Here is an 11,964-nt window from a genome sequence, read left to right on the forward strand (position 1 = left end):
AAAACAATATTTGATTTATTAAAAATATTATTTATGTAATGAATGAAAAATTATAGAAGCGGCATTTGATACATTAAGACTTTCTACTCTTTGAGAAATAGGGATTTTGGCTAAATAATCACATGTTTCTGCAACTAATCTTCGTATGCCTTTATCTTCTGAGCCAAATACCAATACTATTTTGTCGGAAATTAATTTATCGGTAAAGTAGTCATTTGCAGAACCTGTTAGACCTATAATCCAAAAGCCGTGTTTTTTAAGATAATTCATACATGAGCGTAAGTTAGTAACTTTAATTATAGGTATTAATTCTAAAGTACCGCAAGCCGCTTTAGCAATGCTGCCGCTTTCATTTGGAGAATTATCTTGAGGTAATATTATAGCATTTATATCAAAAGCAGCGGCACTACGAATAATTGTGCCAATATTTTGTGTATCTGTTATTTGATCAAGAATCGCAATTTTACATTTTGGATTTGTTATATCTATGTCCTCTAAATTGTAAGAAAAAATTGGTCTAATTTTTGCAGCTATTCCTTGATGTGTTTGGTTTTCCAGTAATTTAGATAAAATATCGTTATTAACAATTTCATAAGCTCTAGTACCTATTAATTTTTTATTTGTCTCAAAAATTTTCCTAGTGCATAAAATATTGTCAATTTGACGTTTTGGATTATTTAGAGCAGAAAATACAGGATGTTTCCCATACATATAATAACAATGTTTAGAATCAAGTTTTTTATTTTGCATCTTATTGAAAACCGTCAGTAATTTGTTCTTGACAGAAACTACTATTTATTATAGAAAGTTACAACTAAATAAATGTGCAAGCTGCTATTTGTTTATTTGATGATTCGGCAAGAAGTTTTATAAGTCCTAATACTAATTATATATTGTATTTTACAGTGAATTAGTCTATTTAATACAGTAAAGTTCTTTAGGAGGGGTGGCCGAGTGGTCAATGGCAGCAGACTGTAAATCTGCCCGCGTAAGCGTTCGAAGGTTCGAATCCTTCTCCCTCCACCACTTAAATGGTTCAGGGAAGCATATCATTTTATTTAAAAATAAAACATAATTGTGTATATTTATAAATCTGAATAAAATTGATATAGCACTGTTAACAAAATAACTTTGAAATTATTTTATTAATAGTGCCACAATGCGGGTGTAGCTCAATGGTAGAGTTCCAGCCTTCCAAGCTGGCTGTGTGGGTTCGATTCCCATCACCCGCTCCAGAGATAGTGGTAACAAATAAATTTAGCAAAAAAATGCACTTATAAAAAAATAACTTGTATTAAACCTAAAAAATTGTAGAGAGTAATAATATGGCAAAAGCAAAATTTGAACGAACTAAACCGCACGTTAATATAGGTACGATCGGTCACGTAGATCACGGTAAAACTTCCTTAACGGCAGCAATAACTATAGTACTTGCTAAGACAGGTGGAGCACAAGCTACAGCGTATGATCAAATTGATGCTGCGCCTGAAGAAAAAGAAAGAGGTATAACTATTTCTACTGCACACGTAGAATATGAGACTAAAAATAGACACTATGCACACGTAGATTGTCCGGGACACGCTGACTATGTAAAGAACATGATAACCGGTGCCGCTCAGATGGACGGTGCAATATTAGTAGTTTCTGCTGCTGATGGTCCTATGCCGCAAACTAGAGAGCATATATTACTAGCAAAACAGGTAGGTGTGCCTGCTATGGTAGTATTCTTAAATAAAATAGATATGGTGGATGATCCTGATCTATTAGAACTAGTAGAGATGGAAGTAAGGGAATTATTATCAAAATATGGTTTCCCGGGTGATGAAATACCTATTATTAAAGGTTCTGCACTTCAAGCTTTAGAAGGAAAGCCTGAAGGTGAAAAAGCTATTAATGAGCTAATGGATGCAGTAGATAGCTATATACCGCAGCCTGTAAGAGCTACGGATAAACCTTTCTTAATGCCAATAGAAGATGTATTCTCTATTTCAGGAAGAGGTACTGTTGTAACTGGTAGAGTAGAGTCAGGAATAATTAAGGTAGGTGAGGAAATTGAAATAGTCGGTCTAAAAGATACGCAAAAAACTACCTGTACCGGTGTAGAAATGTTCAGGAAATTACTTGATGAAGGACAAGCCGGAGATAATGTTGGCATATTACTACGCGGTACAAAAAGAGAAGAAGTTGAAAGAGGACAAGTTCTCGCAAAACCTGGTAGCATAAAACCGCATGATAAGTTTGAAGCTGAAGTATATGTGCTTAGTAAAGAAGAAGGTGGACGTCATACCCCATTTACTAATGACTATCGTCCGCAGTTCTATTTTAGAACAACAGATGTTACCGGTACAATAAAATTGCCTGCTGATAAGCAGATGGTTATGCCTGGAGATAATGCTACTTTTACAGTGGAATTAATTAAACCGATTGCGATGCAGGAAGGGTTGAAATTCTCTATACGTGAAGGTGGTAGAACAGTGGGTGCCGGCGTAGTAACTAAAATAAATAATTAATTGATTTTATAAATACCTATTATTTTTTAATAATAGGTATTTATATTTTAAGATGTAATAGACATTTTTCTGAACCGGCTTATAGAGAAGAATTTGAAGGAGGTACGGAATGCAGAACCGTAGCGTATATAACGGATGTGAGGATTCGAGTGCCGGATCGACGTACAAATTACCTCTAGAAGTACAGTTTGGAAAAATGTCTAAAAAAATATCTTGCTGTTTAAATATTAGGTTTACTGAATGAAAAATAAAATCAAAATTCGTTTAAAATCATTTGATCACCGTAGTCTTGATCAAGCTACAAAAGAGATAGTTAGTGCTGTTAAAAGAACGTTTGCTAACATTAATGGCCCTATTCCTTTACCTAAAAAAATTGAAAGATTTACCGTAAATAGGTCTCCTCATGTACATAAGAAGTCAAGAGAGCAATTTGAAATTAGAAAGCATAAAAGATTATTAGTTATAGGTGATCCGAATCCGGCGGTTGTCGATGCTTTAAGTAAAGTTGATTTAGCAGCAGGTGTTGATGTAGTGATTGAATTAGAGAGTGGGGAATAAATGAGAACCGGTATAATTGCTCAAAAAATTGGGATGACTAGTGTTTTTAATGATAAAGGCGAAAGAATTTCTTTAACATTAGTAAAAGTTGATGATTGTCAAGTAGTAGGACATAAAACTCTAGAAAAACATGGATATAATGCTTTGGTTATAGGTGTAAAAGATAAAAAAATATCTAGAGTAACCAAACCTATGAGACAAGTTTTTGCTAATGCTAAAATATCTCCTAAAACTAAATTAAAAGAATTTAGAATTTCTGCAGAGAATTTTATTGATATAGCAGCAAGTCTAGAAGTAGACCATTTTACGGCAGGACAATTTGTGGATATAACGGCAACTACTATAGGTAAAGGATTTGCCGGTAGTATGAAAAGACATAATTTTAGAGGTCTTGAAGCTTCTCACGGTGTTTCGATATCCCATCGTTCGCATGGTTCTACAGGACAAAGACAAGATCCAGGAAAGGTTTTCAAAGGCAAAAAAATGGCCGGTCATATGGGATGTAACCAAGTTACTATTCAAAATTTGAAAATATTTGCCGTTGATAAAGAGCGTAAGCTTATTATGATTCAGGGTAGTATACCCGGTCACAAAAATTCGTATCTTTCAGTAAAAGATGCAATAAAAAAGATTTCAATAACTGTATAATAGATATTTAGACATGTTTGTTGAGGTTAAAGATTATCACGTTAACAAAACGCCATGCAATATTATTTATATAAAAGTTTTATATAAGACTGTATAAGGTTAAAATAAAGATGAAAACTAAAATATTAAGTCTTGCTAATGAAGAAGTTGGTGAGATTAGCTTAAATGAAGATATATTTGCTGTTGAATTTATCAGAGATGATATAATAAAGCAGGTTATTGATTGGCAGAGAGCTAAGGCAATGTCCGGTAACCACAAAACTAAAACAGTATCAGAAGTATTAGGAACCACAAAAAAACCGTTTAAGCAAAAAGGTACAGGTAATGCAAGACAAGGCTCCCTTAGATCGGTACAGATGCGTGGTGGTGGTGTAGCTCATGGACCTAGAGTACGTAGTCATGCAACGAAATTACCTAAAAAAGTACGAAAACTTGGTTTAATTCATGCTTTATCCGAGAAATGCGCTGAAGGAAAATTATTAGTAATAGATTCTTTAAAGCTAGATAAGCCTAAAACTTCTGCTCTTGTAAATATATTAAACAAATTTCAAGGGAAAAGTTTCTTTGTAATAGATGGAAATGAAGTAGATATTAATTTTTCTTTAGCTGCAAAAAATATTTATAATACTGTGATTGTTCCACAAATAGGAGCCAATGTTTATGATATAATACGACATGAATATGTCCTATTATCACAAGAAGCAGTGAGTGTTTTAGAAGAGAGGTTAAGATGAGTTCTTATAAATACTACGATTTAATTAGAAAACCTATTATTACAGAAAAAACTACAACCCTTTCGGAACAAAATAAATACGCTTTTTATGTAGATAAATTTGCTAAAAAACTTACCCTTAAAAAGGCTATAGAAGAAATATTTAAAGTAAAAGTAAAAAAAGTGAATATTTTATACGTTAAAGGTAAGAAGAAAAGATTTAAAGGAATTATAGGGACTCAAATCAATAGAAAGAAAGCTATTGTTACATTAGAAAAAGACCATAATATCGATTTTGCCGGAGGAATTAAATAAATGGCTTTAAAAAACTTTAATCCAATTACTCCTTCTCTTAGAGAGTTAGTTCAAGTTGATAAAACTAGTTTATGGAAAGGCAGACCTTTAAAATCTTTGACCAAAGGTATATCTAAAACCGGTGGACGAAATAATCAAGGTAGAATTACTTCTTGGCACAGAGGTGGAGGACACAAAAAATTATATCGTATTATTGATTTTAAAAGAAATAAAATTGATATTTCTGCTATTGTTGAAAGAATAGAGTATGACCCTAATAGAACTGCTTTTATTGCTTTAATAAAATATGAAGATGGGGAATATTCTTATATTCTAGCACCACAAAAATTATCTGTAGGTGATAGAGTAATATCAAGTCAAGATGCTGATATAAAAATAGGAAATTGTTTACCTTTAAAATGCATTCCTATCGGTACTACTTTACATAATGTTGAAATGAAAGTCGGTAAGGGCGGTCAAATTGCAAGGTCTGCAGGTACTTCAGTAGATCTAGTGGGTAAAGATTCAGGATATGCTCAGATTAAATTAAGATCAGGTGAATTTAGGTTAGTACCTTTAGATTGTAAAGCTACTATAGGTAGTATATCTAACCCGGATCAAAAAAATATTAATTTAGGCAAAGCCGGTAGAAATAGATGGCTAGGTTGGAGACCGCATGTTAGAGGTGTAGCAATGAATCCTGTAGATCACCCTCATGGTGGTGGTGAAGGTAAAACTTCAGGAGGTCGCCATCCTGTTACCCCTTGGGGATTCCCAACAAAGGGTAAGAAGACACGTAAAAATAAACGTACTTCAAAATTTATCGTAAAGAAAAGAAAATAGATTTTAAATTAATTAGGTATTAGTATGGCACGTTCAATATGGAAAGGGCCTTTTGTAGACGGTTATTTAATAAAGAAAGTTCAAAAATTAATGGAATCAGGTAAATCTGAAATGATTAAAACTTGGTCTAGAAGATCAACGATTTTACCTATTTTTGTAGGGTTTACCTTTTCTGTGCATAATGGAAATAAGTTTATTCCGGTTTCTGTAAATGAAGAAATGGTTGGAAGAAAATTAGGTGAGTTTGCTCCTACTAGAACATTTCACGGTCATGGAGCAGATAAAAAAATCAAAAGAAAATAAAGATTTATATGGTACAGGAAAATAAAAATTTTGCTACGGCACAAGCTAAATCTATTAGAGTAAGTTCAAGGAAGCTCAATTTAGTTGCAGCCTTTATTAGAAATATGAAAGTATCTGAAGCATTGGTACAATTAACTTTTTCTCCTAAAAGAATTGCAAAAGTTGTAAAAGATTGTTTACAATCTGCTGTTGCAAATGCTGAAAATAATTTAGGTCTAGATATAGATAGATTGGTTATTACTAAAGCGACTGTAGGTAAGGCTTTAGTAATGAAAAGAGTTATGCCAAGAGCAAAAGGAAGAGCAACTAGAATAAATAAGTTTTTTAGTAATCTTTATATAACTGTTACAGAAAAAGAGGATAATTAAAATGGGGCAGAAAGTTTGTGCACATGGTTTTAGAGTTGGACCGACTTTAATTAAAGGTTGGGATTCCATATTATATGCAGAAAAACATTATAAAACTCTTTTTATACAAGATTTAAAAATTAGGGATTTAATAAATAAGGGTTTTAATCAAGCCCAAATTAGTAGAGTTTTAATTGAGCGCCCTTCTAATAAAAGTATTATAATTAATATTAATGCCAAAAAACCAAATATCATTATCGGTAGAAACGGTAGTGAAATTGATAAGCTAAAAAAAGCTATCGAGAAAATGACTTCTTTAAAAGAAGTTTATATAAATATTCACGAAGTTCGAAAATTTAATATAGATGCTGCTATAGTAGCTCAAACTATAGCACTACAGCTTGAAAAAAGAGTTTCTTTTAGAAAAGCCATGAAAACAGCAATTCAGGCGTCATTTAAACAAGGTGGACAAGGTATCAGGGTTAGTTGTTCAGGACGACTTGGAGGTGCTGAAATTGCTAGAACCGAATGGTATATAGAAGGAAGAATGCCGTTACATACTTTAAGAGCTGATATTGATTATTCAACAGCTGAGGCTATAACTACTTATGGAGTTATAGGGGTTAAAGTGTGGATTTATAAAGGTGAATATACAGACAATAAAAGATATAATTAATTTTAAGTATTAAAATGTTAGCTCCGAAAAAACAAAAATTTAGAAAAGCTCATAAGGGTAGGGTTGCTTCAACAGCAAAAGCAGGTACGACGCTTGCTTTTGGATCATTTGGTCTAAAATCTATAGATGGTTGGCGTGTTACTGCAAGACAAATAGAAGCAGGCAGAAAAGCTGCTACTAGATGTATGAAAAGGCAAGGAAGATTATGGATTCGCATTTTTCCGGATGTTCCCGTTTCTAAAAAGCCTGCCGAAGTAAGAATGGGTAAAGGTAAAGGTTCTCCTGAATTTTTTGCAGTTAGAGTTTCCCCTGGAAGAATTATGTTTGAAATTGAAGGTGTAGAAGAAAATGTTGCACTTAGAGCTTTGGAGCTTGCAAGTGCAAAATTACCTGTTAGAACAAGGATAGTGAGACGTTATGAATGATTTAAAATTATTAAGAAGTAAGTTATCTACTGAAACAATAGAAGAGCTTTATAAAAACCTTAATCTTTTAAAAAAAGAATTGTTTAATTTAAGATTTCAACAAGCTTTAGGTGATTTAAAAAATACTAGTAGGTTTTCGTTAGTCAAAAAGTCTATAGCACGTATTAAAACTGAATTAACAAAAAGAGCTAATAGTGAGGAATATTAAAATGCCGAAAAGAGTGTTACAAGGCGTGGTTATAAGTTCAAAAGCTGATAAGACGGTTACAGTAAAAGTAGAAAGAAAGTTTAAGCATCCTATTTATAAAAAATTTGTGAAAGTATCTAAAAAATATGCTGCTCATGATTCAGAAAATAAATATCAAGAAGGAGATAAAGTTAGTATAATTGAAAGTCGGCCTATCTCAAAAACCAAAACATGGGTAGTGGTAAATGGGGAATAAAGTTTTTTAATCTTTGACTTTATAAGGTAGATTGTTTATTTTATTTCTCGTGTATAAAAAATTGGAAGTAGTTTATGATTCAAATGCAGAGCATCTTGGAAGTTGCAGATAATTCCGGTGCTAAAAAAGTTATGTGTATTAAAGTTTTAGGTGGCTCTCACCATATGGTGGCAAAGCTGGGTGATGTTATAGTTGTATCTGTTAAAGACGCTATACCCGGCGGTAAGGTTAAAAAGGGTGATGTTTATAAAGGCGTGATTGTTCGTACAAAGACTGGAGTAGTAAGACCTGACGGTAGTACAATAAAATTTGATCAAAACGCATTAGTGCTTTTGAATAAACAAGATGAACCTATCGGTACTAGAGTTTTTGGTCCTGTTACAAGAGAACTTAGAGCGAAAAAATATGTTAGAATAATGTCGCTTGCAGAGGAAGTGTTATAAATGATTAAATTAAAAGTAAAAAAAGGTGATGAAGTTGTTGTTATTACCGGAAAGCACAAAGGAAAAAAAGGTAAAATATTAAAAGTTTTCCCGGAGGACAGTAAAGTAATTGTTTCTGGAGTAAATGTAGTAAAAAAGCATACTAAATCTAATCAAATGAGTGAAGGCGGGATAATAACTAAAGAATTACCTATACATATCTCAAATATTGCACACATCGATCCAAAAACCGGTAACCCTACCAAGGTAGCTTTTAAATTCTTAGAAGACGGTTCTAAGGTTAGAGTAGCAAAGAAATCAGGGGAAATTATTGGTAAGGAAGGTAAATAATGTTAAGATTTAAAGAATTATATCAGCAAAAAATTATTGAAAACTTACAAAAAAAATTTTCTTATAAAAATAAACACGAAATACCGCAAATTAAGAAAATTGTGATAAATATGGGAGTAGGGGAAGCAACAGCCGATTCCAAAGTAATTAATAATGCAGTAAATGATCTTACTTTGATTTCCGGTCAGAAGCCGGTTGTAACGTTAGCAAGAAAATCTATTGCAACTTTTAAGTTACGCGAAAATATGAAAATAGGTTGCAAGGTTACATTACGTAAAGATAGAATGTATGATTTTTTAGAGAGGTTAGTAATTGTTGCATTACCCCGTGTTAAAGAATTTCGCGGTTTTTCTTATAAAAGTTTTGATGGTAAAGGGAATTTTACTTTTGGGTTAAAAGAGCAGATAGTTTTTCCTGAAATTAATTACGATAAAACCGATACAATAAGAGGTATGGATATTACAATCGTTACATCTGCTAAAACAGATCAAGAAAGTAAATTTTTGTTATCAGGGTTTAATTTACCTTTTTATAATTAATTTTTAGGATATATATAATGGCAAAAGTAAGTTCTATAAAAAAGAACGAAAGTAGGAAAAAAAAATCACAAAGTTTACATAATAAACGTTTAGCACTAAAAAGTAAAATTTATGATAAAAATATTTCATTAGAAGAGCGTTTTTCTTTGGTAATGTCACTTGCACAATTACCTAGAAATTCATCATCTACTAGAATAAGAAATAGATGTGAGCTTACAGGTAGACCAAGAGGTGTTATAAGAAAGTTTGGTATATCGAGGAATAAGCTTAGAGAATTAATAGGCAGAGGCTTAGTTCCCGGTGTAGTTAAGTCAAGTTGGTAAAAGTCGATAGGTAAATCATATGTCAATGACGGATAATGTAGCAGATATGTTAACTAGAATTAGAAATGCTTATAAAAGCAAATTGATAAATGTTTCTTTTCCTAGTTCTAAAATTAAAACTTCAATTTTAGATGTTTTGCAAAAAGAAGGTTATATAAAAGATTATATAACTACTCAAAAAAATAATATTAGTTATACTGAGGTAGCTTTAAAATACTCTGTTAATGGCGATGCTTCTATATGCGAAATTCATAGAGTATCAAAGCCTGGAAAAAGAGTATATTCTGCTATTAAAGATTTGAAAGGATATTATAATAATATGGGTATATATATTCTTTCTACTCCTTACGGTGTTATGTCTGATAGAGAAGCTCATATTAAAAATGTCGGCGGCGAAGTAATTTGTAAAGTATTTTAAGGTAAAAAATGTCACGTGTTGGAAAATTGCCAATTACTATACCTGAAGGTATAAAAATTGGTTTAAATGATTTAGAAGTAAAAATATCCGGACCTAAAGGCGAATTATCAAAAACTTTTAAAGGTAATATAGCAATTTCATTGGCAGAAAATAAGCTTTTAGTAAAACCTTTAGCCGCAAATAAAAATGCACGTGCTATGTGGGGTACTGCAAGAAGCATAATATCAAATATGGTTACCGGCGTTAAAGAAGGTTTTAAGCTTAAACTCGAAATTAACGGAGTCGGTTACAGGGCGATGGTAAAAGGTAAATATTTAAATTTAATGCTTGCTAAAAGCCATAATACAAAAATTGAAATACCTTCAGATATTAAAATAGAGATGCCTAAGCAAAATATTATTATTCTTGAGGGAACAGATAAAGAAAAATTAGGACAATTTGCTTCAATTATTATAAAACAGAGACCACCTGAGCCTTATAAAGGAAAAGGAATTAAATTTGAAAATCAATTTATACCGCGTAAAGAAGGTAAGAAAAATTAAATTTAAGAGTTAAATATGCGTAGTGCTAAGCTAAAATTTGAAAAAAGAAGAAGTAGAATAAGACATAAAATATCTAAAACATCTAATAGAGTTAGATTATCAATATTTAAGTCAGGTAGACATATATATGCACAAATTATTGATGATTCTAAGTCTATAACGATTGCTGCTGCTTCAACTTTAGATGAGAAAATAAAAAAATTAAAAAAATCTCATTGTAATATTGAAAATGCTATCAAAGTAGGCGAAGAAATAGCAAAAAAAGCTGATTCTGCAGGGATAAAAGACGTAGTGTTTGATAGAGGCGGATATAAGTATCACGGTGTTGTAAAAGCGCTAGCTGATGCAGCTAGAGAGAAAATAAAATTTTAGGTTATAAGGTTGTAGTAATGTCTAAAGTTAAAAAAAATGACGAGACTTTAAGTGAAGTTTTAGTTGATGTAAATAGAGTTACAAAAGTAGTAAAAGGCGGTAGAAGCTTTGCTTTTTCTGCTTATGTAGTGGTCGGTGATAAAGCCGGCAGAGTCGGAGCGGGACACGGAAAAGCTAAAGAAGTAAATGAAGCTCGAGGAAAGGCAAAACAAGCCGCTAAAAAGAGAATGATGAAAGTACCGTTATATCAAAATAGGACTATTCACCATGACGTTGTCGGTAAAAGTGGAGCTGCTAAAGTGATTTTAAGAAGAGCTAAAGCAGGTACAGGCATTATAGCCGGAGGATCTATGAGAGCAATTTTTGACTCTTTAGGCGTTCATGATATTGTTGCTAAATCAATAGGTTCAACGAATGTTTACGCAATGATTTCTGCAACATTTGATGCATTAAATAAACTTGCATCACCAAAATCTATTGCTATGAGAAGAGATAAAAAAGTAAATGAAATATCTGTAAAATCTGCTGACATTCAAGTTAATGAATAATGTTGTATAAGTAAGGTGAAGTTATGAATAATAAGATCAATAATATAAAAATTACTCAAGTTCACAGTGCTATAGGTCGTAAGTATGATCAAAGGTTGATATTAGTTGGGCTTGGTTTAAACAAAATTAATAAGAGCGTTATTCTTGCAAATACTAATTCAATCAAAGGGATGGTTAACAAAGTAAAGCATTTGTTAAAAATAGAAAATATGTAATTAGAGTTTTTAAATGAAATTAAATGAATTATATAATAATATAGGTGCTAAAAAAAATAAGAAAAGAATAGCACGCGGTATTGGTAGTGGTAAAGGAAAAACCGGCGGTAGAGGAATTAAAGGTCAAAAATCTAGATCTGGCGTTGCAATAAAAGGTTTTGAAGGTGGTCAAACACCTATTATCAAAAGACTACCTAAAAGAGGGTTTAATTGTATTTCAACTAAAAAATACAATATAATAAATATTTATAATATTGAAGAAGCATTAGCCGATGGGCGTTTAAGTGCTGATGATAATATTACGAAAGAAAAATTGGTAGAAGCCAGAGTAGTTAATAATAAAAATAATAAGAAATTAGTGAAATTATTATCTATTTGTAGTGATGATTTTGCTGCTCCTCTATCATTAAAATTAGATGCTTATTCTTCTAAAGCTAAGGATTTAATCGAGAAAGCAGGTGGAAAATTATTATAG

The 11,964-nt window shown here is 31.9% G+C and carries 24 protein-coding genes and 2 tRNA genes; 25 read left to right on the forward strand and 1 reads right to left on the reverse strand.

The window, feature by feature from the left end; translation table 11 throughout:
- Positions 1 to 27: 27 nt before the first annotated feature.
- Positions 28 to 750 carry a 23S rRNA (guanosine(2251)-2'-O)-methyltransferase RlmB gene (rlmB, locus tag RSIB_RS01225; protein WP_004997778.1) on the reverse strand — a complete coding sequence of 241 codons (723 nt, stop codon included), beginning with the start codon at positions 748 to 750 and terminating at the stop codon, positions 28 to 30.
- 190 nt (positions 751 to 940) lie between these two features.
- Between rlmB and RSIB_RS06450 the strand changes: the two genes are divergently transcribed.
- The 25 genes from RSIB_RS06450 (at position 941) to rplO (ending at position 11,964) form a co-directional block, all read left to right on the forward strand.
- Positions 941 to 1,026: transfer RNA gene (locus RSIB_RS06450), tRNA-Tyr, on the forward strand.
- A 135-nt stretch (positions 1,027 to 1,161) separates the two neighbouring features.
- A tRNA-Gly gene (locus RSIB_RS06455) sits at positions 1,162 to 1,235 on the forward strand.
- Positions 1,236 to 1,325: 90 nt separating this feature from the next.
- On the forward strand, positions 1,326 to 2,510 hold the full coding sequence (tuf, locus tag RSIB_RS01220) for an elongation factor Tu (protein ID WP_004997779.1): 1,185 nt from the start codon (positions 1,326 to 1,328) through the stop codon (positions 2,508 to 2,510).
- 109 nt (positions 2,511 to 2,619) lie between these two features.
- Complete coding sequence (locus RSIB_RS10630) at positions 2,620 to 2,754, forward strand: palindromic element RPE1 domain-containing protein (protein ID WP_081440490.1); 135 nt, start codon at positions 2,620 to 2,622, stop codon at positions 2,752 to 2,754.
- Entirely contained in the window at positions 2,751 to 3,068 is a 318-nt protein-coding gene (gene rpsJ, locus RSIB_RS01215) for a 30S ribosomal protein S10 (RefSeq protein WP_004997781.1), read from the forward strand. Before RSIB_RS10630 ends, rpsJ begins: the two co-directional genes overlap by 4 nt.
- Positions 3,069 to 3,716: a 50S ribosomal protein L3 gene (gene rplC / locus RSIB_RS01210; protein ID WP_004997782.1), complete on the forward strand. Its 648-nt coding sequence runs from the start codon at positions 3,069 to 3,071 to the stop codon at positions 3,714 to 3,716.
- A gap of 110 nt (positions 3,717 to 3,826) precedes the next feature.
- Positions 3,827 to 4,450 carry a 50S ribosomal protein L4 gene (gene rplD, locus RSIB_RS01205; RefSeq protein ID WP_004997785.1) on the forward strand — a complete coding sequence of 208 codons (624 nt, stop codon included), beginning with the start codon at positions 3,827 to 3,829 and terminating at the stop codon, positions 4,448 to 4,450.
- Positions 4,447 to 4,743: a 50S ribosomal protein L23 gene (gene rplW, locus RSIB_RS01200; protein ID WP_004997788.1), complete on the forward strand. Its 297-nt coding sequence runs from the start codon at positions 4,447 to 4,449 to the stop codon at positions 4,741 to 4,743. The genes rplD and rplW overlap by 4 nt, the downstream gene beginning before the upstream one ends.
- Positions 4,744 to 5,565 (forward strand): 50S ribosomal protein L2, encoded by an 822-nt coding sequence (gene rplB / locus RSIB_RS01195; RefSeq protein WP_004997791.1) that lies wholly within the window; start codon positions 4,744 to 4,746, stop codon positions 5,563 to 5,565.
- Positions 5,566 to 5,589: 24 nt separating this feature from the next.
- Positions 5,590 to 5,868: a 30S ribosomal protein S19 gene (gene rpsS / locus RSIB_RS01190; protein WP_004997794.1), complete on the forward strand. Its 279-nt coding sequence runs from the start codon at positions 5,590 to 5,592 to the stop codon at positions 5,866 to 5,868.
- An 8-nt stretch (positions 5,869 to 5,876) separates the two neighbouring features.
- A complete protein-coding gene (gene rplV, locus RSIB_RS01185; RefSeq protein ID WP_004997796.1) occupies positions 5,877 to 6,236 on the forward strand; it encodes a 50S ribosomal protein L22 in 360 nt (119 codons plus the stop codon).
- Between the two features lies 1 nt (position 6,237).
- Entirely contained in the window at positions 6,238 to 6,891 is a 654-nt protein-coding gene (rpsC, locus tag RSIB_RS01180; RefSeq protein WP_004997803.1) for a 30S ribosomal protein S3, read from the forward strand.
- A gap of 14 nt (positions 6,892 to 6,905) precedes the next feature.
- On the forward strand, positions 6,906 to 7,316 hold the full coding sequence (gene rplP, locus RSIB_RS01175; RefSeq protein ID WP_004997806.1) for a 50S ribosomal protein L16: 411 nt from the start codon (positions 6,906 to 6,908) through the stop codon (positions 7,314 to 7,316).
- Complete coding sequence (gene rpmC / locus RSIB_RS01170) at positions 7,309 to 7,524, forward strand: 50S ribosomal protein L29 (protein WP_004997809.1); 216 nt, start codon at positions 7,309 to 7,311, stop codon at positions 7,522 to 7,524. Before rplP ends, rpmC begins: the two co-directional genes overlap by 8 nt.
- Position 7,525: 1 nt before the next feature.
- Positions 7,526 to 7,759: a 30S ribosomal protein S17 gene (rpsQ, locus tag RSIB_RS01165; protein WP_004997812.1), complete on the forward strand. Its 234-nt coding sequence runs from the start codon at positions 7,526 to 7,528 to the stop codon at positions 7,757 to 7,759.
- Positions 7,760 to 7,833: 74 nt separating this feature from the next.
- Positions 7,834 to 8,202, forward strand: a complete 369-nt coding sequence (rplN, locus tag RSIB_RS01160; protein ID WP_004997813.1) for a 50S ribosomal protein L14 — start codon at positions 7,834 to 7,836, stop codon at positions 8,200 to 8,202.
- Entirely contained in the window at positions 8,203 to 8,532 is a 330-nt protein-coding gene (gene rplX, locus RSIB_RS01155) for a 50S ribosomal protein L24 (RefSeq protein WP_004997814.1), read from the forward strand.
- Positions 8,532 to 9,071, forward strand: a complete 540-nt coding sequence (gene rplE, locus RSIB_RS01150) for a 50S ribosomal protein L5 (RefSeq protein ID WP_004997815.1) — start codon at positions 8,532 to 8,534, stop codon at positions 9,069 to 9,071. The genes rplX and rplE overlap by 1 nt, the downstream gene beginning before the upstream one ends.
- 17 nt (positions 9,072 to 9,088) lie before the next feature.
- The gene (rpsN, locus tag RSIB_RS01145; RefSeq protein WP_004997817.1) at positions 9,089 to 9,394 is read left to right on the forward strand and encodes a 30S ribosomal protein S14; all 306 of its coding nucleotides are present in this window, start codon (positions 9,089 to 9,091) and stop codon (positions 9,392 to 9,394) included.
- Positions 9,395 to 9,413: 19 nt separating this feature from the next.
- On the forward strand, positions 9,414 to 9,812 hold the full coding sequence (gene rpsH / locus RSIB_RS01140; protein ID WP_010977581.1) for a 30S ribosomal protein S8: 399 nt from the start codon (positions 9,414 to 9,416) through the stop codon (positions 9,810 to 9,812).
- 8 nt (positions 9,813 to 9,820) lie between these two features.
- A complete protein-coding gene (gene rplF / locus RSIB_RS01135; RefSeq protein ID WP_004997822.1) occupies positions 9,821 to 10,354 on the forward strand; it encodes a 50S ribosomal protein L6 in 534 nt (177 codons plus the stop codon).
- Between the two features lie 15 nt (positions 10,355 to 10,369).
- Positions 10,370 to 10,726: a 50S ribosomal protein L18 gene (gene rplR, locus RSIB_RS01130; protein ID WP_004997824.1), complete on the forward strand. Its 357-nt coding sequence runs from the start codon at positions 10,370 to 10,372 to the stop codon at positions 10,724 to 10,726.
- A gap of 17 nt (positions 10,727 to 10,743) precedes the next feature.
- Entirely contained in the window at positions 10,744 to 11,274 is a 531-nt protein-coding gene (gene rpsE / locus RSIB_RS01125; protein ID WP_004997826.1) for a 30S ribosomal protein S5, read from the forward strand.
- Positions 11,275 to 11,297: 23 nt separating this feature from the next.
- Positions 11,298 to 11,489, forward strand: a complete 192-nt coding sequence (gene rpmD, locus RSIB_RS01120) for a 50S ribosomal protein L30 (RefSeq protein WP_004997827.1) — start codon at positions 11,298 to 11,300, stop codon at positions 11,487 to 11,489.
- Positions 11,490 to 11,502: 13 nt separating this feature from the next.
- Positions 11,503 to 11,964 carry a 50S ribosomal protein L15 gene (gene rplO / locus RSIB_RS01115; protein ID WP_004997829.1) on the forward strand — a complete coding sequence of 154 codons (462 nt, stop codon included), beginning with the start codon at positions 11,503 to 11,505 and terminating at the stop codon, positions 11,962 to 11,964.

Origin of the sequence: Rickettsia sibirica 246, assembly GCF_000166935.1 — a bacterium.
In the GTDB taxonomy this organism is placed as follows: domain Bacteria; phylum Pseudomonadota; class Alphaproteobacteria; order Rickettsiales; family Rickettsiaceae; genus Rickettsia; species Rickettsia rickettsii.